Below are 22,495 nucleotides of genomic sequence, written 5' to 3'. Positions count from 1 at the left end.
AAACACTCCCTCTTCAAGAAATCATTTGTCCAAGCATAATGGATAGAAACAAAACAGCCATGCCAATAAGAACGACAAGCTGAACGACAAAGCGCCTGTTGAAGACGGATAGCAGCATCAGTGTGCTCTTGAAATCAACCATGGGCCCAAATACAAGAAAACTAACGATAGAGGATGCGGAAAATGTTTGCAGAAAAGATGATGCGACAAAAGCATCCGACGTAGAGCAGATGGATAAGATGAAGGCGAACCCCATCATGAACAGATGGGAGCCGATCTCTCCTTGTCCGATTTGAACGAGAAAGTCTCGAGGAATAAAAGCTTGAATCGCCGCAGTTAATATGGACCCGATAATCAAATACTTCCCTACATCAAAAAACTCCTTAGCGGCGTGGTCCATCATGATCAGGAATTTGTTCTTTGCATGCTGATGTGAAGCGTCACTCCCACTTGATATAGGGGGGATTTCCGTATGCTTCAATGGATTGCCGGATACGAATTTATAGATCAATAATCCGATGATGAAGCCAACAATCAGAGCCAATCCCATTCGGGAATACAATATCTCCGGCTGCAAACGAAATGCTTGGTACGTCGAAGCATAAACAACAGGGTTGACAATCGGACCTACCAGTATAAAAACAACGCCTATGTATAAGGGCATTCCCATCATCATGAGTCTTCGAACAACGGGTATCATGCCACATTCGCAGATTGGAAAGATAATACCCAAAGTGCAGGCGAATACAATGCCCAGAATCGGATTTTTAGGACAGAATCGAGCAATCCATTTTTCGGATACATACAGCTGTATTAACGAAGAGACAAATACGCCAATGAGGATATAAGGCAAAGCTTCCAAGACGATGCTGATCAGCATCGTTTTGAAGGTTTGAATTTTGTCCATATTCGGGGCAGTCAAGCTGAAGTTGGAGATGACATCAGGAAATAACGCAACGTAGATTAGACTGAGAACCAGCAGGGTGAATAATAGATTGAGTCCGGATTTTGATAGCCAATTACGCAAATTGGTTCCTCTACAGACAACGGCGGTGTTAACTTTTTTATAATATATTTAATCAATTCGTAATGCGTAATAATTACTATTAAAGCACGGATTGCAGAGAATTGACAACGCCTTTTAAGGAAAAATCAAACCGTGGACCGATCAATTCTTCCAGGCATAAATCAAGTCATTAGGTTGACAGCGGAGATCTTTTATCTTATATTCATTCATATACTTATTCGTAATGTTTACGATTAAGGAAAGAAAGAGTCAAATGGCTCGGAAGGAAAAGAGGATTACTATGCAAAAAGGAATACATCCAACCTTTCAGAAAGTCATATTTCTGGATGCGAGCGTAGGCTATAAATTTCTTAGTGCTTCTACGAAGACTTCTTCGGAAACGATGGAATGGGAAGACGGTAATACCTATCCTGTTATACGTGTGGACTCCAGTTCTGCATCGCATCCTTTCTTTACGGGGAAACAGAAGAATGCCGAAATCGGCGGGCGTGTCGACAGGTTTAAGCAACGATTACATTATAAAAAGTAATCCAGCCACGAATATCACCCCGTTTAAATACCATGATTCATGCAGTGAAGGAGCAGCAGCCGACAATGAGCAAAAGCAGTGCAGGCCCGCGTCTTCCCCGGGCCAAGGGAATTGATATGGCAACCTATTATTCGCCTAGTGATTGCGCCAAAAAGGCAAGGCATCTGATATTGTCCGAGTTTAATCAAAAAATCGTGGATGAGTTTATTTCGATTTTGGGAATGAGGGAGGAATTTGAGAAGTTTCACGTTCCCATTCCTAACAAAGTCGTAATGTACGGCCCCCCTGGAACCGGAAAAACCTTAACGGCTTTCTATATGGCTAACATTCTCGAACTTCCGCTTGTCCTGGTTCGCCTGGACGCGATCATCCATAGCCACCTGGGTGAAACGGGCAGCAATATCCGCAAAATATTCGATTATGCAGGCATGTTCCCCTGCGTGCTGTTTCTTGATGAGCTCGATGCCATCGCAAGGACGAGGGACAACAACGATGAAGTTAAGGAGATGGCGCGTGCCGTCAATACATTACTGCAATGTCTTGATGACTTTGGGGATAAGAGCATTATGATGGCGGCCACCAATTTGGAGAAGGATCTGGATCAGGCGATATGGCGCAGATTCGATACGAAGATGACGTATTCGTTACCGGACAATGGGAAGAGACAGCAATATATTCAAATTCTAATTGGAGAGTTTCAATGTGATGAGGCAGCTGTAACTGAAGTTGGCGAGCAGCTTGAAGGCTGCAGCTTTGCCGATATTGAGCAAATTATATTGAAAGCAAAACGAAAAGCGATTATAGAGCGGCAACCGCTGCAAAGGAGGCATATCCAAGAATCTTGCGATGAATATAAGCCTGCTGCAGCAACTTCTTAACTTAAATAAAGGGAGGTATGATGACGAATGGCGAAAAAATCCAAAGTAGTGAAGGAACTAAAAAGACAGGAAATAGTTGCTAAATACGCGCAGAAACGCAGGGAATTGAAGGAAAAGGGCGATTATGAGGTCTTGCAGAAACTGCCTCGCGACTCTTCCGCAACAAGGCTGCACAATCGATGTGCAGTCAGCGGCAGACCAAGAGGTTACATCAGTAAATTCGGCGTGTCCCGAATCGTGTTTCGTGAACTGGCCCATAAAGGACAAATTCCGGGCGTGAAGAAGTCCAGCTGGTAACATGACAGGTTCACGGTTATCTGATCTACGGAGAATTCAGTAAAGGGACGGTTTTATTTGAATCTTAGGTGACAACAGCTATCGGGATATTCCCGATAGCTGTTGTTCATCGTTTCGGATATCAGTCTGTCGCTTTCGTTATTTTGTCCATGTACCGATCTTATAAGCTCCGTCCGAAAGGCGTTCCGTATTAGCAAAATCAACCCCGGGTTGGTTCGTGGACGGATTAAGAATCGCTATGGCCAGCTCATAGGTTCCATTTGGCAGCTCGTTTGTGGAGATAGAGCCTGAGGTCGTATGCAGACCAGTCCTCCAGGTTCTTAAGTCCGCAGATGTGGACTGACGTGCTACGATATGGCCCCCGCTGCGCAGCTGAACTTCAACAGGCCAGTTGAACGGGAAATGCTGAACCCCCTTATTTTCCACGACGATGGATACTTCAAGGGTGCTTCCGCTATCTTGCGGATATGAAACCTTGCTCACGACAAAGTGATAGCCCATTCGTTTCTTCAGCGTATCCATATTGCCCTGCAAAGGATTGCCCAGCGCCAAGGAAGCCGGAGAATTCGGTCCAAGCCAGCTCGGTTTGCTGAGCTCGGTCTGCCGCAGTGTCTCATTAAAGCCGCTGCCTGTCGTGAGCGCGGCATTCAGACCATAGGCGCCCCCGTAAAATTCGCCGCCAGAGACGCGAGTGTCCCAGAAGTTGGCATGGTTTGGCTGCTGCTGGCCGATATCATCCCAATAACCATTCTGTGTGCCGGTATACCATCCCCATTCGGAATCGAAGCTAGGCTGATCTCCGAACACGTCATTATACATGCCCAGAATCAGCCCCTTGTTATTATTTTTGGCCAATTCCACGCTTCGTCTGATCAATAGCTGCGTATGATCCTCCTGATCGGCAAACGCATCGATATAGTGCTGAATGTACTGGTTGGAAATGGGGTTTGGAGGAAACGCGCCCGTATAGTTGCTTTCCCCATTAGGTCCGATGTAAGGCCAGGTGTGGAATTCCGCCCAATGGCCGAGCGAACCGATTTGCACAAAAGCGATCGGGCTGTCAGCCGTGTCGTAATGCTCCGCAATCGCTTCGATCGCAAGTTTGTGCCGGGCGATCAGATAATCGGAACTGTAATTAGGGGAGAACCCCGTGTTGTTGCCGGCTCCCATACCACCGGTTTCATCTTGGTAGGCCTTGCCTGGAGATTGTCCCAAACTCACCATGTCATTGTACAGCCAGTCAGGAATATCCCGGTGAGGCACGCCCGAAGGACTGTCAAGAATCAAGCGCAGCACCACCTTGACTCCGCGGCTCTGCCAATAGTCGAAATGGTTGGACGCTTCAATCGCACTGAAATCATAGTTGCCTTTCGTTGGCTCCAGCTCCTTCCAGGTGACACCGGCATACACGAGACGGTGGTCCTGAGGGTAATGGGTTGATTTCGCTGAAGGAGCCCAACCCTTAAACGGGTTATTGAGCGGATCATTCAGCTCGCTTGGGTAAAATTCGATCATTTCTTCTCCGGGATTACCTTCATTAAGCGTATAAACGGGAAGCGGCTGGTTCTGTGCTGGCAGGCGATTGACATTCGAATTGTTGTCCAGATAACCAATGTTCACGCTGCTGCCTGCAGCAAGTCCAAGTGTAGAGAGAGGGATTGCCGCTTCAATCGTAGATGAGGTGCGTACGTACTGAGAAGAAGGGAGGGAGGAAGCCCAATCCCAATTCCAGCTGCTGCCATTCCCGGAGTAGCGGTAAAGCGATTGATTTTCGAGGAGCCATTCAATGCCGGTCGTCCCCCATCCGAAAGCTTGATATCCGGTCGAAGCATTCTTGTCCGTATTCAGCCAGAAGCTCCCCATGGTAGTGCTAAGGCCTGAGCCTTCCACAAGCAGATAAAGATTCCTGTCATCGTGGGAAGCCTTTAAGACACCAGCGGTTCCCGAATTCGTGGCAAGAGCCGGAATCCCTTCCCAGTCACTCGGATCACCATCCACAACGATCGAAGCCGCTTCTGCAGTTGTAATCAAGAGGGGATAAGGGAGCAAGGTAAGGAGAACGGCCGTCATAATAAATATTGCGAATGTCATTTTCATGTTAATACCCCATGCTTTCATGTCAAACCTCCTCACAGAATGATTGAAGTCCAAACGTCTTGTTAACACTGGATTCATTCTACCGAATCCGAAGCTCTCACCTCCTTTCCAATGCAGCCTCCTAAATTCTCACACCCCATGAAAAAAAGAGCACCGTTGTCCGGTGCTTCTTGTGCAATGCGTTGATGAATGTATTCATTTCGACTTCCCAGTCTCGCTTAAGTAGAACTGCGTACGACCAAGCGGGTAGGCAAAATCACTTTCTTAGGCAGTAGTTGATTTCCGTTCATTCTGTCGATCAGGTTGTCGACGGCAACCATGCCGATTTCTTTTGTCGGTACATCGATTGTTGACAGAGGAGGATTGGAATACTTGGATACCTCAATATTGGATAAACCTATGACAGCCACTTCATTAGGAACGGAAATGCCGTTGTTATATAAGCCGTTGAGGGCGGCCATAGCCATTAGATCGCTGCCTGCAAAGAAGGCGGTCGGGCAATTTTTGGTTTTGCATAAATGATTTATTTGTTCAATGCAGACCGCTTCATCCCACATGCAATCAATAACCCACTCGGGATTCACCGACATTCCGGCTGCATGCATGCTGGCGTAGTAGCCTCGGTAACGGCGGCTGTCTTTCAGGTTATTCGTTAATCCGCTTCCCCCGATATAACCAATCCGGGTGTGGCCTTTGTCAATGAGATGGTTGACGGCCATCGAAGCGACATTGTAATGATCATAGCCCACATTATCGATATCCCCGCGTTCGGTATCAATCCCCACGATATAAGGGACCTGCTTGCGTATATACTCATAGGTTTCCCCGTTCAACGATTCCATAAGAATCAGACCGGTAATCGGTTCGCTGAAGGTATTAAATAGGATCTTGCTGTCATTCAGTTCGATTCCAGTCCGAATAAAGGAAATGTTATATCCCGCACTCAGCAATCGCTCTTCCACACCGGATAAAATCGACATGAAATAAGGATCGTTGTATTTATCTTTTGTAACGCTTAGTACACAACCTATTTTGATATGCGACTTGCTGTCGGAATGATCCTTGGTTGAAACTTTTCGCTTGGGACTTGAAGTGATTTTATAGTTCAACTGCGTAACCGCCTGCCAAACTCGTTCCCGGGTCTCGTCCGTGATTTTATATTTCGTATCATTGTTTAACACTCTGGATACGGTGGCGGTAGATACATTTGCTAATTTAGCAACATCCCGAATGGTACTCATAAATAAACACATTCTCCTTTTAAGTTACGAATAGTCACCATTTAGAGTTTATAGGAATGTCACATGGTAAACAATGATGGACTTGATAAATGTCTTGTTGCGTGATTTGTTGCGCAATATCGTTACGTTATTAAAGTGTATCTATATTCATGATTAAAATCAATCATAACATGTTTCTGTCGTGCTGTGTTACTACAAATTTTAAAAAAAACAAAATTGTTATTGCAAGGATATGCAGGGATGATATAACATGAAATCACGAAACATCATGATTATTACGTTGTTTTGTTACGTTTTATTAACGTAACAAAATAGGAGTGTTTGTTTATCAGGCGGCGGGGGGCTGATTAGAACATGAACAAAGCAGTAACGGTTTACCCCATGATGTTAGAAGACATCCTAAACAACCCGGGCATAGGTTTTACGGCAGCACCGGGGTTAATGGGAGACCTGGATCGGATCTGCGACAATCGAGGGGAAGAGCACAAGAAATATAAGTTCACGGAAGACAGCAGAACGTACAATCATCCCGACAGCAAAGTGTATTTCTGCAGCGTGCGCTGGCGGGACCTGGAAGTTCGCCAAGGAGAGTACAGGTGGGAAGTTCTTGAGGAGAGGCTGGACTACCCCAAATCGATGGGCTGTACGGCCGTGGTTCGCTGTTCCCCATACGCGTTAAGCGAAGAGGATGATATACCCGCCTGGTATCGTGCGGAACATCCGGAGGAGCCCGACTTTCCGTTCTGGAGAGTAGACCCTGAGACAACACCCTATGTGTTGTATTGGTCTGACTTTATCAAGGCTTTTGCCGCACGGTTTGACGGACATCCGGTCATAAGCTCGGTTGATTTGACGATTGTAGGGGCCTGGGGAGAAGGCGGCGGAACGGAGTTTTTAAAGCCGGAGGCCATTAAACACATTACAGATGCCTACCTGGATGGGTTTAAAATAACCCCTCTCCAAGCATTGCTGCATGATGCCTTGTCGATCAGCATCATGAAGGAGCGCAAAGCCAAAGTGGGCTTTCGCGTCGATTGCCTGGGTGATATGGGCGGCTTTCATGGAAATGAGTGGTCACATATGACGGATTTCTATCCCCAGAATATTCAGAATTTCAAGATGAGCGATGCCTGGGAGAAGGCGCCGGTTCTATTTGAAGCATGCTGGCACATGAATGATTGGTATCTTCAGGGCTGGGATATGGATTATATCATTCAAGAAACGCTGAAGTGGCATATTTCATCCTTTAACAATAGAGGAACGGTAGTCCCCGAACCGTGGAAAGAGAAGGTCAAGGCTTGGCTGAACAAGATGGGATACCGCTTTGAATTGAGAAAGTTCACGTACGATTCGATGGTCAAGGCGGGCGGTCAGCTAAAAATCAGTGCATTGTGGGCTAATGTAGGAGTAGCGCCGATTTATAATCCTTATCCGCTGGTTGTGAGGCTTACTGGCCATGATCAAACCTATAAGCTGCGCAGCAGAGAGGATATTAGGGAGTGGCTGCCGGACGAAGATATTGTGTGGGAAGAGTGTTTCAGTTTACCCGGTAATATGTCCGAAGGTGAATATCATTTGGAGATTGGCATCGAAACCGGGGTTAAGGAAATCGGGAATATCCAGCTGGCCATCGAGGGGAACAGGGACGGCTATTACCCGATGGGCAAGTTAACAGTTGAACGGGGGAGACAAGGAAATGGAGAGTTTATTGAAGTTTAACGAGTGTATCGCAATCTGCAACTTTGATTACCTGCCAGAAGGGTTGGAAGCTAAATATCATCGATATAAACCGGATGGCAAGCCCCATCTCATCCCGCGGGAGTTCTTGTCCGGAATCTTTGAGCAGTATCAAATTCCTGAACCTACCCGCCAATGGCTCGTTCATGGGGTTGAGGCGATAGAAAAGGATGACGTACTATTTCATTTTACCCAATTTTTAGTAGAGGATATGTGCACTTTGCGCAATCGCTGTGATGAGACCCATTATACGAATATGACGCCAGGATGCATGGCGCAATACGGAGAATTATACTCCTTTCTTTTGCTGCTGGCCTGCGTTGTTCCTTCCATGAACAAACTGGAGGCGCGTTCCATACCTAAAGCTTACTACGAGCAGATCCCTCAACAGCCCCTGAAGCTTCAATTGGAAAAATTGGTGCTCCGCGGCGATGCCAAGGTTCATGATTTTCCATGGGTGATGAATTTTTATACCTGCTCCATTTTTCTGTTAGACCGGTTTTATTTTATCCCCTACCGATTCGACGATCCTTTCACCATGTTCCGTCATGTGAACACGCAGGAGGTTATTGCCCTTCGGCACGCAGGCGAAGAATTTCGTAGCGATGGACAACGGAACGGAATCAATGATGTATATGATCTACAAGGAAACTTCACCTCAGAATGGCACGAGAATGCCGAGTTTGTCATCGCTAATCGGATAAATCCCATGGGATTCGTTGAAAGAGAAACGACGCCGATCCTGAAGAAGGAATGGGAACCGGTACTTCAAACAGGGGATACGCTGCTAGCGCTCCACATTCCATCCGGCCCCGGGTACACGCCGGACAGGTTGAAGAATTCCATGGAGATGGCTGCTGCATTCTATGACCGTTACTTTCCGGAGTTACCCATCAAAGGCTTCTGGAGCTCAAGCTGGCTTTATGATACAAGGCTGTCGCTTATCCTGGATCATGAAAGAAGCAATATTGTCCTCGTTCAACGACAATTCTATAATTATCCGACCATGGAAGGGGACGGTATGCTGCGTTATGAAGCCTTTGGGGACAGGAAGGCAGACCCGGTCCGAAACCCAGGCGAATATACAACCACCCTGCAAAAAGCAGCAGCGGCATATATGGAGACGGGAGCACGTTTTAACACATTAAGCATGATTGTATTGCGCGAGGATATCGACAAGATTGGCAGCCGGCCGTACATAACCGACGCAGACATCGAGCAATTCCATCGCACCGTTGACAGCCATTTGCAAGGGAGAGAAGAGGATGGGGAAATACTCGTTTGAAAATTACGAGAAGTATAAAACCGTAAAAATTCGACCGCAACCCTTATTGAACCGAGAGTTTGATGCAAGCCAGGGTCCATTCGAATACACCTCCTTCTCCTGGAGAGCGCTTGAGCCGGTTCGAGGAGAATACAGGCTTGAAGCGATCAATGAAGCACTGCATACGGCCCATAATCCCATTCTAGTCCTGGTACCGGAATTGCCGATCTGGGTTCAGGGTTACGCAACTGATTGTTTTGCGGCTTTGGTCCGAAAAGTCGGGAGTTATATCGACTCCAACAGACGTTTAACAGCCGTTCTGATATCGACCTTAGCTGACAGTAAGGAGGAATGGAACGCTTATGTGGAAGCGTTTGAGACGCAGACCCTGCTAGCCGAACTGCAGAATGACAGATTGATTCAACATTTAAGAGACCGCAGTCGCGGATTTGGCCTGCTGGTGAAGTGCGGTGAGGAGAATTGGATCGAATGCTGTGAGGCTTTTGCCATACATAGGCTGCAGAACGTATGGAAGCGTTACCAGGTGGTCCTTGATGTGACCGATAACGTTTGCGGTCCTCATACCATACGCGAGGCATATCGCTGGCACGCCGCTCTTTCCAATTTGAATATAGGGCTTGGATATCATCTGACTTTACGCAGGCTGACGTATCCAGAAACGGTATATAGCCGTGGAAGCTTGCCATTGCGATTCTGGTTCGTCAACGAGGGCAGCTCGAGAATATACCAGGAGTTTCAGTTATGGGTGCAGTTAAAGCAGGGGGAGGTTTCCTATGAATATCCCCTGCACGCCGCCACGCATTCCTGGTTAACCGGGGACCTTGTCCATAACGAGATGGTCCCCTTGAAGGATATGTTACCGGGAAAATATACGCTGAGTATAGCACTCTTTTTTAAAGACCGGTCGTATATCCCACTGCATATACAGAACCCGCAGCAGGATGGATATTATGAGGCAGGCATGATCCAAGTCGAACTATCCGATGAGGATCCGCTTAGGAATATTTGGGATGACTATGATCCGGAAGGATATTATCCCTTGGAAGATCCCGTGATTCCGGAACAGAAATAGATGTTTCGAACAAGATGGTTAGGACAAATACGAGTTTGCTGGAGGTTATGGATTTGAAGTTAGCATTAATCGGCGCAGGACAAAGAGGCATGATCTACGCAAGGCATGCATACCCAAGCGAGGACATTGTTGCGGTCGTTGAACCGGATGACAGCAGAAGAAAGGCGGCAGCGGATGAGTTTCAGATTCCCTTGGAGAAACAATTTGAATCCGTAGATGAATTTTATCGGCTCGGCAAAATTTGCGATGCCGTCATTGTTTCTTCCATGGACCGTGATCATTACGCGCAAACGATGAGAGCGCTTGATCTTGGCTATGATATTTTGCTGGAAAAGCCCATTTCACCAAGTCCAGAAGAAAGCTTGAGAATACAACGAAAAGCCAATGAAACAGGTCGGAAAGTGATTGTGTGCCATGTACTCAGATATACGAACTTCTTTGCGGAAATCAAGAAAATCATCGATAGCCAAGAGCTCGGCAAGATCGTGACCATACAGCACAATGAGAACATCGGCAATTTTCATATGGCACACTCCTTTGTACGAGGCAACTGGAGGAGAAGCGACCTGGCCAGTCCGATTATCATGCAGAAGTCCTGCCATGACATGGATATTCTGGCCTGGCTGGTGGACAGTCAAGCGAAACGGATCTCTTCCTATGGCAGCCTGACTTATTTTAAAGCGGAGAATGCACCGGCAGGCAGTGTGGAACGATGCCTCGACTGTAAGGTAGCAGCAAACTGCCGATTCGATGCAAGAAAAGCCTATTTGCCTATAAGGGGTCAATGGCCCGCTACCGTCATTTCGGCGGATCAGAGCGAAGAGGGACTACTCCAAGCGCTCGCAACGAGTCCTTACGGACGCTGTGTTTATCGGCTTGACAATGATGTGTGCGACCATCAAGTCACCGTGATCGAGTTCAAAAACGGAATAACGGCAACGTTTAATTTAAGCGGATTCACCAACAAGATGTACCGTACGCTCAAAATCATGTGCGAGCATGGGGAAATTCGAGGCGACGATAACTTGAACATTATCGAAGTCACCCGCTTTAACTCCAATATGGCAGAACCCGTTCAGCAAACCGTCATTCGGCCAGCAACGGTGAGCGGTGGACATAACGGCGGCGATACCGGTCTGATGAACGACTTTTTGGAGAATCTGGGGAATGCCGACTTCAGCAGCAGATCCTCCATCGACATGTCCGTCGAAAGCCATATCATGGCTTATGCCGCGGAAGAGGCGAGAATTACTGGTACCGTGGTCGATCTGGATCAACTTAAGGAGAGGCTGCAGCAGAGCATTTTGGCATAATCGTTTAATCACATTGCAAAGGTAGTGATGGAATGGGTTCCGTGGTTAAGGGGTTTCTATATGAAATAACGAAAAACAGAATACTGTATCTGATGTGCGTGCCTGCTCTGATCGTGCTGATCATGTTCTCCTATATCCCTTTTGCCGGGATATGGATGGCATTTACCGATTTTAATGTGGTTGATGGCATCTTCGGCAGTGAATTTGTGGGTCTGGACAATTTCAAATACTTTTTCTCGGAAAACAGCATGGGATGGAAGGTTACCTATAACACGCTGTACATCAACTTTTTTGGTCTCATCTTAGGCATTATCATTCCTGTCAGCTTAGCCATTCTGATCAACGAAATCCGGCATAAAACCTACAAGAAGGTCGCTCAGAGCATGATGTTTTTTCCTTATTTCATCTCGTGGGTCGTCGTTGGGGCGATTCTGTATGGGATCTTCTCTACCGAAGTTGGGGTTGCCAATCATATTCTGGAGTTCTTCGGAGCAGAGCCGATCAGATGGTACTCGGAGCCGAAGTATTGGAAATGGATCATCATCCTGTCGAGCGTCTGGAAATGGAGCGGGTACAGTTCCATTATCTATATGGCGGCGATGTCTAATTTTGATGGAAGCTTATACGAAGCGGCTAAGGTGGATGGCGCCAACAAATTGCAGCGGATTTTTTACTTGACCGTGCCTATGCTGAAGCCAACGATCATTGTCTTGAGCTTGCTGAGCGTCGGCCGAATCTTCTACGGGGACTTTGGCATGATTTACGGAATTGTGGGCAACAACCCGGTCTTGGCTGAAGAGGTAACGGTTATCGATACTTATGTTTACCAGTCGATGCGTACGCTGGGCTTTTCTTACTCTACGGCAATCGGGTTATTTCAGTCCTTGATGGGATTGATCCTGATTACGGCTGCAAACCAATCGGCTAAGAAAATAAATGACGGAGAGGGTCTATTTTGATGAAACAAAAGAATAGATTGCTTGGCGATCAATTGGTGATAGCCTTTGCCTATGGTTTCATTGGCTTATTCGCGCTCGTGTGTCTGTATCCCCTTGTTTTAACCTTAAGCGTATCCTTTTCTTCGGAACAGGCCGTTGCGAGAAACGGCTATTCGATTATCCCCTTAAATCCCAGCTTGGATACCTATAAATATATCTTTGTTAATAGTGGGATGAAACTGCTCAAATCCTACGGAGTCACCCTGTTTGTAACCACTGCGGGTACGGTAGGGGCTCTGCTGATTACCAGCATGATTGCCTTTTCCCTATCGATCAAAAAGCTGAGATACCGCAACGTGCTCGCATTTATTAGCAACTTTACGATCATCTTCTCCGCCGGCTTGATTCCGTGGTATATGGTCAGCGTCAATTATTATGGATTGAAGAACAGCATTCTGGCCTTGATCCTGCCTTCTATATTCAGCGTATGGAACATGTTTCTGATGCGCACGTATTTTGCAAGCATCTCTCCATCTTTATATGAAGCTGCCGAGATGGACGGCGCCAATTACTTTACGATCTATGTAAAAATAGCCCTCCCATTAAGCAAGACCGCATTGCTGACGGTTGGATTAATGTATGCGCTTCAATATTGGAATGATTGGTGGCACGCTCTAATTTTTATTAACGAACGCGATTTATTTCCGCTGCAATATTTCCTCTATAACATCCTGTCGAACGTCAATGCGATAAGCTCGGGACGTATTCCATCAGGGGCTTCAGGTAACATCACATTGCCTGCGGAGACCGTGAAGATGGCCATTACGGTCATTACGATCGGTCCGATCATATTCCTGTACCCTTTCATTCAAAAATACTTCGTGCACGGGATTATGGCCGGTGCGGTCAAAGAATAGACGCCTGCGTGGTTACTGGCCGATACCGGCTTTTAACATAGATTAACCATTTTATTAGGGAGGGTCTTTCATGAAAGCAAGGAAAATGCTGATCTTGTTGGTCTTATTAATTGCGTCCGTTTCGGTTATGGCGGGATGCAGCGGCAAAAAAGAGGGGGCAGCCGAGCTTGAAACCGTCACGATTCTGTATCCGGGGGAGCGTAGCGATCGGATGAGCGAATTTCTGGATAACGAATTCGCGGAGAAGATGGCAGCCGATCTTGGTTTGAAGGTTGAAGTCACATTTGTGCCGTGGGCCCAGTATTGGGAACAAAAAGATATCATGCTGGCCGCAAATGAACCGATCGATTTATATTGGGACGGTCTCCCGGACCTTTCTACCATCGTCAACAAGAAACAAGCCATGGTATTGGATGATTTAATCGAGGAACATGGTCAGGATATGCTAAAAGTCCTGCCGATGGAGCAGATTCAGGGGGCAACGATCGATGGGAAGATTCATGGCATTCCATCCGCATATGCACCGTCCTCCGCCATGTACCAGCTGGTGGCCGTTCGTCAGGATATCCTCGAAGCGGTGGGGATGACGGACTTGAAGACAGCTGACGATTTAAAGGAATTCGCAACCAGGGCGAAAGAGAAATTCCCTGAAATGAAGGGGCCCGCCGATATTATCTTTAAACCGTTGACGCGATATTTTACCGATGAGCAATATAACTGGATCGCCGTAGAGGATTTGGTCGTATTCGGGGAAGACAGCAAAAAAGCATACAGCTACTATGAAACGGAAGCGTTCCAGGAAGTCGCGAGGTTTAATCGCTCCATGTATGATGCAGGGTTGTATACAGAGGATTTGACCATCAAATACAACGAGAGAGACTCCCGCATGCAGACAGGCTTATACTTATGGGTTGAAGGATCTTTGGGCAAGGAAATGGAAATCGTTGATGCCATCAAAGCCAATGCGCCGGATGCCGAGGTGAAGACGTATCTGTTAGCCGAGGATAAACCGCGTTATGTGACAGCCGCAGGAGGAGAAGTGCTGGGCATACCTGTCAATGCTCCTAATCCGGAAGGCGCCATGAAGTTCGTGAACTGGATTTATAAATCCCAGGAGAATTATCTGTTTGCTCTCTATGGCGTCGAAGGCAAGGATTACGAGATGGTGGATGGAAGAATCAATAAGCTCACCGCTAGCGAATTCTTCTATGAATGGATGTTTAGAAACCAAAATTACCAATTGTTCGGGCCGAATGTGGCGCAAGAGTCCATCGATAAGTACAAGAGCTGGGATGAGACGGCTATTCGATCCGATTCATTGGGCTTCCGATTTAATAATGAAAAGGTCAAGTTAATCGAGACGGCCCTGAAAGAAGTCGCGGGCAAGGATTTAGCCGCTATCCGTTCCGGTTTCGTTGATTTTGAGACGGAGTATCCCAAAGCCATCGAGAAGCTGAAGGCGGCGGGCATTGATGACTATGTCGCTGAGATCCAGCGTCAGTTGGATGAGTTTTTGGCGGGGAAATAACAGCGTGTATCTACTTTTGTTCCGGTTCTAACTCGGATAAGCTGCAAGCTTCGAGGGCTGAGATAAATGATGTGTAAGCTCAAAGAGGTATTTTCTGTATAAGGAAATATCTCTTTTTTTTATATAGGAGCATTTCATTCTTGCGAGTTATAACAAAAAAAGGCTACCGTACTGGTCTGATCATAAGCCTCCATTTACAATATGTGCCATTCTTGTGTACACTCTTTTTATTCCGACTGTTCAGTATAAATAAAATCAACAAGGATACAGGTGAAGAAATCATGCCCAAATTAGGAATGGGACCGAAGCGCAGGGCAGAGGTCATTAATGCCACGTTAACCTGCATCAGCATGTATGGAATTGACGGCATGACACTGGATAAGGTGGCCGATCATGCAAACTGTTCCAAAGGAGTTGTCACATATTATTTCAAGAATAAGGATCATCTGACGATCGAAGCCTTCAAATCGTTCTTGGCGTACTATGGACTGAAGATCGAATCAGGCATTGAGCATACGATGACACCGGGAGAAATGATGGATGTTACCCTGAAGTTTATACTTCCCCCGCTCAGCGATGACGCGGATCGCACGATTAATGTGTCGCAGCTGGACGGGGTCGACAAGATGTATATTCCGCTTGCGGATCAAGCCAAGCTCTTTGTCCAGTTTTACTCAAAGGCCATGCTGGATCGCAATTTGCAGGACGTGGTATCGAAGAGCTACGAGACGGATCTCCATGGCATCGCTAAGATCATGGATTACGGTAATCGGACGGGAGAGATGTCCGTCGAGGATCCCCACAGCGCTGCCTATGGTGTGCTGGCGATGGCGATAGGTCTGAGTTTTTTTCGAGTTGCTAACGTTCTGCCAGCCAGCGGCGACGACAATCGGTACATATGTGAGGATTATGTAAGAAGACTTACCAGAACAGGAGGGAGACTATGAACATAGAGAAGATTGAAACAGATGGAGGAACGATAGCGGTCGTTAGCAGCAATGAAATATTAATTGTGGATGTTCAGTCTGCATTGGATCTTATGGCAACCGTGCAATATGAAACGGGCAGCCATCGTATGGTAATGAATCAATCGATATTCAGCGAAGCCTTCTTCGATTTGAAGACGCGCCTTGCAGGCGAAATCCTTCAGAAGTATATCAATTATCATGTGAAGGTTGCGATCATCGGAGATTTTTCTGTGTATCCAAGCCAAAGCTTGCAAGATTTCATATATGAATGCAATAAGGGGAACGACTTCTTTTTCTTGCCGAGTGAACAACAAGGAATTGAACGGTTAAGCAGGTTGAACTAAGAGACGGAAGAGGGAGGAAGACGGTTGTCGGCACCTGGGTTTAATCCAAATGAATATCCGATGGTGAGCATTCCAGCAGGCGAAATTCAATTAAGGGACGACCGTATAAAGTCTTCGTGGACGGTCAAAGTGGACGCTTTTGAGCTTGCACCGGTTCCTGTTACGAAGGCTTTATATTACTCGCTCATGCCACAGTCAACCGGATTCGCTGAGGTCATGCATACTCCGGTCGTGGATGTATCATGGAATGATGCGATTCACTTCTGTAATGTGCTATCTCGACACTCAGGTCTGGACGAATGTTATTCGGTCACGAAGGATGGTGAGTGTGTTGTGTGTAACTGGGAGGCGGATGGATACCGCCTTCCGACGGAAGCGGAATGGCAATATGCGTGCAGAGCCGGGAGTGATGGCTATCGTTACGGAGAACTTGATGACATCGCTTGGTATGAAGGGAATTCCGGGGGAGCCCTGCATGAGGTAGGCACAAAGCGTCCGAATGCGTGGGGGCTTTACGATATGCTCGGAAATGTGTGGGAGTGGTGCTGGGATGTATACGATCCGGATGTATACGGCTCGTACAGAGTATTCCGCGGCGGAAGCTGGGCGGAAGAGGCCAGGGGCTGCGGGGCGACATGCCGCCGCCGAAGCCATCCGACGTTTCGGATTGAGGATCTCGGGTTTCGTTTGGCGAGATCGATTTCACGATAAAGCTGATCCTTCGGGACCAGCTTTTTTTGATCGTGCAGCACCTAGCGAATTTCCAATAAACGCATCGAAACGCCGTCAATTTTCTCCAGATGGTAATAGATGCTAGGCCATCAATCCTTCACTATAACTAGATATGTCACATAATCTAACGCGATGAATATTCGTAAAATTGCGTATAGACAAGGCTGGAAGACATCAGTAAGATTGGGTTTAACTTTTCGCGGGAGGTGTAGGGAGCTAAAGGGAGACAGGGGTTGAATTGCCGTAGTGTTGATCAAAAACCAGGAAATTCAAGGGATAAGGGGGATAAGAAGATGGTGCATGGACCAACATTCAACAATCCGATTGTAGAGCAAGCAGCCGATCCTTGGGTATGGAAGCATACGGACGGTTATTATTACTTTATGTCGACGAGACGCGGATATCTGGAGCTGACGCAATCCGCTACCTTAACAGGCCTTGCGGAGGGCCGCAAGAAAACGATCTGGACTCCGGAAGCCGGCGGACGTCATAGTTATAACCTGTGGGCGCCGGAAATTCATCATCTGGACAACAAATGGTACATTTATTTCACGGCAAATGATGGGGGAGGCGACGAGTCGCGCCAAATATGCGTGCTGGAGAACGGGGAGCTTGATCCGATGGAAGGCGAATGGACATGGAAAGGTGCGCTGCCGACTCCCGTCCCCGGCCTGGATGGTACGGTTATGACCGTAGGGGATCAGCTTTATTTCCTGTATGCCGGCTACGGTCACTTCCCGGATTATGGGTCCGCTATATACATCATGCGCATGACAAACCCTTGGACATTGATGGGAGATCATGTATTACTTACTGCCCCGACCCTATCCTGGGAAAAACAAGGCGGAATGGCCATTAACGAAGGACCTGTCGCCCTTCAGCGAAACGGCCGCATCTTCCTGGTGTACTCAGCCAGCACCACCTGGTCTGAGGATTATGCGCTGGGGATGCTCACGATGGATGAAACTGCGGATCCGATGGACCCGCTTTCCTGGACTAAGTCCATGGAACCTGTATTTTGCAAAAGCGTGGAAAACGGGGTGTATGCTACCGGCCATAACAGCTTCACGCAATCTCCAGATGGCAAGGAGGACTGGATTGTCTACCATGCGCTTCCAGCGCCTGGAGTAGATACGGTCTTGCGATCAACCCGCATCCAGAAATTCGGCTGGAAGCCGGATGGAACTCCGGATTTCGGCGTACCCGCCGGCGAGTCTGAGGCTCTGGCCAAACCGTCCGGTGAATAATGTATGCGGATTCATAACAAGATCCAAGAGGGAAGATGATAACGGCAAGGGGCGGTAAATGCTGCAAGGGTGTAAGTGAATATTCATAGGATTCGATAAACCCCCATTCATTACAGATTATCTGTAATAAATGGGGGTTTATTACGAATGAGAGTAAAATGTGTAAGACACACATATCCATAACGAAAAATGTACTCTAAGACGAACTCTCCTTTTTGCATAAGGGTTTCGAGTCTGTGGATTGTTTCCGACATCCGAAATTGAAAGTGCGGATTTTAAGAAAATGAATAATTTTAGTTACAAAATTTATGTATGAAAGCGTTGACATAACAAAGTTATATGCTTATAATTCGGTTAAAGATACAGGATAATTGTATTAAACGAGTGTGTAAGGGTTGGCAATGTCGTCAGTTATCATGTGAAAAAGGGGATCCTTTGAAATGGCCATGAGGAAGAGCTGCGTTTCAGACTGGAGGTGCTTAGACACTGCGAAGATGAAGGATAATAGATAGCAAGTTTTGACTGGCACCCCTGAAAAACTACGGAATATAGATCCTCTGGGGCGCTAATGCGGAGGGTGCTCGTAATTATTCATATCATGGGAGGTTAAGCATGAACAGAACGATGAAGCGTTATTTCACTCTGTTATTCATATCTATATTGATCTTTTCGACGGTAACCGCTTGCAGCGGCAAGGCAAGTGACGAGCCAGACAACCCCGTAGCCCAAGAGGAAGGCGTAGAGAAAAACGAGGTGACATTCGAAGATATCAGCGGGGACATACGGGGCAATAAAGCACCGACACAGGAACAAATCGATGAAGTCAACGGCACACTCAATGATACATACCTCGGTGATGTATTTGACGAAGTCATTCCTAGCGATTATTCTGCTTATCCCGTCAAAGGCGATGTGGTGCTGGATGTATGGATGCCTGCCAACTCCAACATCCCGGATATGAATAATCACTTGGTTCAGAAGCAGGTGGAGAAGCTCACCGGCATTAAAGTGAACTTCATTACGCCGCCCGTCGGGCAGGAAGCGGATGCCTTCACCTTGATGATCTCCTCTGGCGAGCTGCCGGATATCATCATTGACCCGGGCCGTTATCCAGGAGGCTTGGAAGCGGGGGTAAACGACGGCGCTTACCTCGATTTGACCGACCTGATGGAAAAGCATGCCCCGAACTATTCGGCATGGCGCAACTCGGACGAAACGAGAAGAAAAACGACCGTGACCGATGATGGCAGGCTGCTGGGCTTCTACGGGATCGCTCCATATTCCGAATGGATCTGGTTTGGCACGTTAATCAAGCAGGAAGCGCTGGATAAGACGGGACTTCCAGTCCCGACGACGATAGACGAATGGTATGAATTTCTGAAGAAATCCAAGGAAGTTGGATATAAAGCACCGCTGAATTACGGATCGACGTACGGCCAAATTTTTACCGGCATCATTAATGGCGCTTATGGCGTCTGGGACTGGACCTTCCTGGATGAGAACGGCAAAGTCGCATGGGGTCCTGCACAGCCGAAAGCCAAGGAATATCTCGCGACCATGCAGCAGTGGAATAAGGAAGGCTTGCTGAATCGGGATTGGGCTACCGCCGATTTCAATCAACGGATGGCTAGCGCGATATCCGATGATACGGCCGTCATGATGGACTCCCCGGATACGATGTGGAGCTATTGGAAAGTGCAGAACGATATTGATTTCGTGGGGGCGCTGAATCCTGTTCTGAATGAAGGGGACAAATCCGCAACCACCTATAAAAACTTCAAAAGAACCGGAACCGGTGCAGCCATCACCACTCAGAGCAAAAATGTCGAAGCTGCAATGGCATGGCTGGATTTCAACTTCAGCAAAAAAGGCTGGGAGCTCATTAACTTCGGCGAGTACGGCACGGTTCATTTAGTGGATGAACAAGGAATGCCTTATTATCCGGAAAACAGTTACATCTACAATGACCCGGACGGTCAGCCGGTAGACGTCACACTTTGGAAATACCGCTGGCACAGTTGGCCGAACATTCGCGATGAGCATAATGCCAACCCGTTGATCTCGGCGAAGGGAAGCTATTCCGGAGATATCCGAAAGAATTGGACGGAAAACATGGATACCAGCATGGCGATGCCGCCGATCACGTTCACGAAAGAAGAAGCCTCACGCGAAGCCGAGCTTGGAAACCAATTGTCCACGCTGCGCGGAGAATACTTTGCAAAGATCATCATGGGCGAATTGCCGGTCGATGCTTACGATAAATTTTTGAAGGAAGCGCAGAGCATGGGGCTGGACGAATTCTTAAGTCTCCATCAGGCAGCCTTGGATCGGTATAACCAACGATAGTTTTCATAATAAGAACAGGTGGTTGATTCATGGAGATATTACAGAAAAACAAGGAAATAGGCCATGTTCGGACGCCCTCGGAGCCCAAGAATACCAAACGGTTGATTCAAAAAGATCTCAGAAAGAATTGGTTCGTCTATCTGATGGCCCTTCCCGTCGTGGCGTGGTTCTTGATCTTCTGTTACGGACCGATGTGGGGCGTGATGATCGCATTCAAGGATTTCAAGCCTTTGCTGGGCTTCGCGGACAGCGATTGGGTGGGTTTCAAGCACTTCATCGATTTTTTCTCCGGACCCTATTTTTGGAGAGTCGTCAAGAATACGCTCCTGCTGAATGTGTGGGGCATCGTGTTTGGATTTACGGCACCGATCATCCTGGCATTGCTGCTGAATGAAGTTCGTTCTTCCAAGTTTAAGCGGACCGTTCAAACCATTACGTATATGCCGCATTTTATTTCCCTGGTCGTTGTGTGCGGGATCATTCACATCTTTACGGCCAATGAAGGGGTCGTTACGCAGCTGCTTTCGTTCATAACGGGAAAAGACTACTCCTCCCTTCTCGGGTATTCCAATTTGTTCCGGCCGATTTATACCTTTTCCGGAATCTGGCAGAGCATCGGCTGGGACAGCATCATTTACCTGGCTGCAATGAGCTCCATCGATCCTTCATTATATGAAGCGGCCGATATCGACGGGGTCGGCAGGGTGAAAAAAATGTGGTACATTACGCTGCCTCAGATCAGTCCGGTTATCATCATCCTGTTTATCTTTGCGATCGGCGGATTGATGGCTTCCGGCTACGAGAAAATTATTCTGCTCTATAATCCTTTGATCTACGATACGGCGGATGTCATCGCTTCCTATGTTTACCGCAGGGGCTTGAGGGAAGCGAGCCTGAGTTATTCCACAGCCGTCGGATTAATAAGCTCCATCGTGAACTTCGGGCTGTTATGGATGACAAATACCATCGTGAAACGCAGATCTGAATCCAGCTTATGGTAAGAGAGAGGGAAGGTTATGGAGGATATCAAGCAACTCAAAGTGAAACGAAGAAGGAAGCATAAAAGCATAGGGGACCGCGTATTCGACTTCACGAACTATACGCTGTTAACCGCCTTAACGTTGGTATGTTTTTATCCCATATTGCATATCTTGTTTGCCTCCGTCAGCGATCCCAGCGCCTTGATGGCACATAAAGGGGTTTTGTTAAAGCCGCTGGGATTCACGCTCGACGGTTACAAGCTGGTGTTCAAAGACAACAGCCTGCTGAAGGGGTACATGAATACAATCATTTATGTTGGACTGGGCACCTTGGTCAATATGGTCATGACGATATTGGGGGCATACGTGCTCTCCAGACGGGACTTGTATTTCAAGAATTTTATCATGGTTCTGATTACGATCACGATGTTCTTTGGCGGAGGGCTGATTCCTTGGTTCCTGTTAATGAAGGATATCGGCTTGTACAACAATCTGTGGGCGATGATTCTGCCGACCGCTTTAAGCACTTGGAACATCATCATATTAAGGACCGGATTCCAATCGATTCCGAGAGAGCTGGAAGAAGCGGCATTGATTGACGGCGCAAGCCAGGCCAACATCTTGATCACGGTGATCCTGCCGCTGTCGAAAGCCACGCTGGCCGTTATCTTCCTGTATTATCTGGTTGGGAATTGGAACTCCTGGTTTAACGCGATGGTCCTGCTGAAGGACAGGGAATTGTTCCCGTTACAGCTGTTAATGAAGGAAATCCTGGTTGCCAATGATTCGACGGCCACCACGATCGGCAGCGCGGGCGGAGTCGTTATTAACAGCGCCCAGAGCTCGACCGCGTTCCGAGAGCTGGTTAAATATTGCGCGATCGTGGTTTCGACGGTGCCTATATTAATGGTGTATCCGTTCCTGCAAAAGTATTTCGTGAAAGGCGTTTATGTGGGTTCGATCAAAGGCTAGATCTTCAACCGTATAGATAGAGATTGAATCATTAGGAGTGAGTTGCA

The 22,495-nt window shown here is 47.3% G+C and carries 20 protein-coding genes; 17 read left to right on the top strand and 3 right to left on the bottom strand.

The genetic code is table 11. The features are described 5' to 3' along the window. Positions 1-13: 13 nt before the first annotated feature. Positions 14-1,027 carry a permease gene (locus ACQKPA_RS05430; RefSeq protein WP_427490039.1) on the bottom strand — a complete coding sequence of 338 codons (1,014 nt, stop codon included), beginning with the start codon at positions 1,025-1,027 and terminating at the stop codon, positions 14-16. Positions 1,028-1,307: 280 nt separating this feature from the next. Here ACQKPA_RS05430 and ACQKPA_RS05425 point away from each other — a divergent pair, with 280 nt between their 5' ends. From ACQKPA_RS05425 to rpsN, 3 genes are all read left to right on the top strand, one after another. Beyond that, positions 1,308-1,556 carry a type B 50S ribosomal protein L31 gene (locus ACQKPA_RS05425; protein WP_427490037.1) on the top strand — a complete coding sequence of 83 codons (249 nt, stop codon included), beginning with the start codon at positions 1,308-1,310 and terminating at the stop codon, positions 1,554-1,556. 65 nt (positions 1,557-1,621) lie between these two features. Further along, complete coding sequence (locus ACQKPA_RS05420; RefSeq protein WP_427490035.1) at positions 1,622-2,434, top strand: AAA family ATPase; 813 nt, start codon at positions 1,622-1,624, stop codon at positions 2,432-2,434. Between the two features lie 27 nt (positions 2,435-2,461). Then, entirely contained in the window at positions 2,462-2,731 is a 270-nt protein-coding gene (rpsN, locus tag ACQKPA_RS05415) for a 30S ribosomal protein S14 (RefSeq protein WP_427490033.1), read from the top strand. Positions 2,732-2,869: 138 nt separating this feature from the next. Here rpsN and ACQKPA_RS05410 read toward each other — a convergent pair whose 3' ends face one another. Then, positions 2,870-4,849 (bottom strand): DUF4832 domain-containing protein, encoded by a 1,980-nt coding sequence (locus tag ACQKPA_RS05410; RefSeq protein WP_427490031.1) that lies wholly within the window; start codon positions 4,847-4,849, stop codon positions 2,870-2,872. Between the two features lie 197 nt (positions 4,850-5,046). After that, positions 5,047-6,069 (bottom strand): LacI family DNA-binding transcriptional regulator, encoded by a 1,023-nt coding sequence (locus tag ACQKPA_RS05405; protein ID WP_427490029.1) that lies wholly within the window; start codon positions 6,067-6,069, stop codon positions 5,047-5,049. A 354-nt stretch (positions 6,070-6,423) separates the two neighbouring features. On the opposite strand from ACQKPA_RS05405, the gene ACQKPA_RS05400 reads away from it, so the two are divergent. From ACQKPA_RS05400 to ACQKPA_RS05335, 14 genes are all read left to right on the top strand, one after another. Further along, positions 6,424-7,788: a DUF4832 domain-containing protein gene (locus tag ACQKPA_RS05400; RefSeq protein WP_427490027.1), complete on the top strand. Its 1,365-nt coding sequence runs from the start codon at positions 6,424-6,426 to the stop codon at positions 7,786-7,788. Next, entirely contained in the window at positions 7,766-9,091 is a 1,326-nt protein-coding gene (locus tag ACQKPA_RS05395; protein WP_427490025.1) for an acyltransferase domain-containing protein, read from the top strand. The genes ACQKPA_RS05400 and ACQKPA_RS05395 overlap by 23 nt, the downstream gene beginning before the upstream one ends. Then, positions 9,072-10,163: a DUF4832 domain-containing protein gene (locus tag ACQKPA_RS05390; RefSeq protein ID WP_427490023.1), complete on the top strand. Its 1,092-nt coding sequence runs from the start codon at positions 9,072-9,074 to the stop codon at positions 10,161-10,163. Before ACQKPA_RS05395 ends, ACQKPA_RS05390 begins: the two co-directional genes overlap by 20 nt. Before the next feature lie 47 nt (positions 10,164-10,210). Further along, positions 10,211-11,476, top strand: a complete 1,266-nt coding sequence (locus ACQKPA_RS05385) for a Gfo/Idh/MocA family protein (protein ID WP_427490021.1) — start codon at positions 10,211-10,213, stop codon at positions 11,474-11,476. 32 nt (positions 11,477-11,508) lie between these two features. Further along, positions 11,509-12,435, top strand: coding sequence for an ABC transporter permease (locus tag ACQKPA_RS05380; RefSeq protein ID WP_427490019.1), 927 nt, complete (start codon positions 11,509-11,511; stop codon positions 12,433-12,435). Beyond that, positions 12,435-13,331, top strand: coding sequence for a carbohydrate ABC transporter permease (locus tag ACQKPA_RS05375; RefSeq protein ID WP_427490017.1), 897 nt, complete (start codon positions 12,435-12,437; stop codon positions 13,329-13,331). Before ACQKPA_RS05380 ends, ACQKPA_RS05375 begins: the two co-directional genes overlap by 1 nt. 70 nt (positions 13,332-13,401) lie before the next feature. Continuing rightward, complete coding sequence (locus ACQKPA_RS05370; RefSeq protein WP_427490015.1) at positions 13,402-14,859, top strand: ABC transporter substrate-binding protein; 1,458 nt, start codon at positions 13,402-13,404, stop codon at positions 14,857-14,859. 281 nt (positions 14,860-15,140) lie between these two features. Then, positions 15,141-15,806: a TetR/AcrR family transcriptional regulator gene (locus tag ACQKPA_RS05365; protein WP_427490013.1), complete on the top strand. Its 666-nt coding sequence runs from the start codon at positions 15,141-15,143 to the stop codon at positions 15,804-15,806. After that, entirely contained in the window at positions 15,803-16,171 is a 369-nt protein-coding gene (locus tag ACQKPA_RS05360; RefSeq protein WP_427490011.1) for a DUF4180 domain-containing protein, read from the top strand. The genes ACQKPA_RS05365 and ACQKPA_RS05360 overlap by 4 nt, the downstream gene beginning before the upstream one ends. A 60-nt stretch (positions 16,172-16,231) precedes the next feature. Then, positions 16,232-16,882 (top strand): formylglycine-generating enzyme family protein, encoded by a 651-nt coding sequence (locus tag ACQKPA_RS05355; protein ID WP_427490280.1) that lies wholly within the window; start codon positions 16,232-16,234, stop codon positions 16,880-16,882. A 314-nt stretch (positions 16,883-17,196) separates the two neighbouring features. Then, positions 17,197-18,150: a glycoside hydrolase family 43 protein gene (locus tag ACQKPA_RS05350; protein WP_427490009.1), complete on the top strand. Its 954-nt coding sequence runs from the start codon at positions 17,197-17,199 to the stop codon at positions 18,148-18,150. A gap of 612 nt (positions 18,151-18,762) precedes the next feature. Further along, positions 18,763-20,496: an extracellular solute-binding protein gene (locus ACQKPA_RS05345; protein ID WP_427490007.1), complete on the top strand. Its 1,734-nt coding sequence runs from the start codon at positions 18,763-18,765 to the stop codon at positions 20,494-20,496. Between the two features lie 29 nt (positions 20,497-20,525). Continuing rightward, entirely contained in the window at positions 20,526-21,497 is a 972-nt protein-coding gene (locus tag ACQKPA_RS05340; RefSeq protein ID WP_220684211.1) for an ABC transporter permease, read from the top strand. A gap of 15 nt (positions 21,498-21,512) precedes the next feature. Next, complete coding sequence (locus ACQKPA_RS05335) at positions 21,513-22,448, top strand: carbohydrate ABC transporter permease (protein ID WP_071223309.1); 936 nt, start codon at positions 21,513-21,515, stop codon at positions 22,446-22,448. Positions 22,449-22,495: the final 47 nt, after the last annotated feature.

This window comes from Paenibacillus sp. NPDC093718, assembly GCF_050279985.1.
GTDB lineage: Bacteria > Bacillota > Bacilli > Paenibacillales > Paenibacillaceae > Paenibacillus_AQ.
Note: the sequence above shows the minus strand (reverse complement) of the source record. Positions and strands in the feature narration are given on the sequence as shown.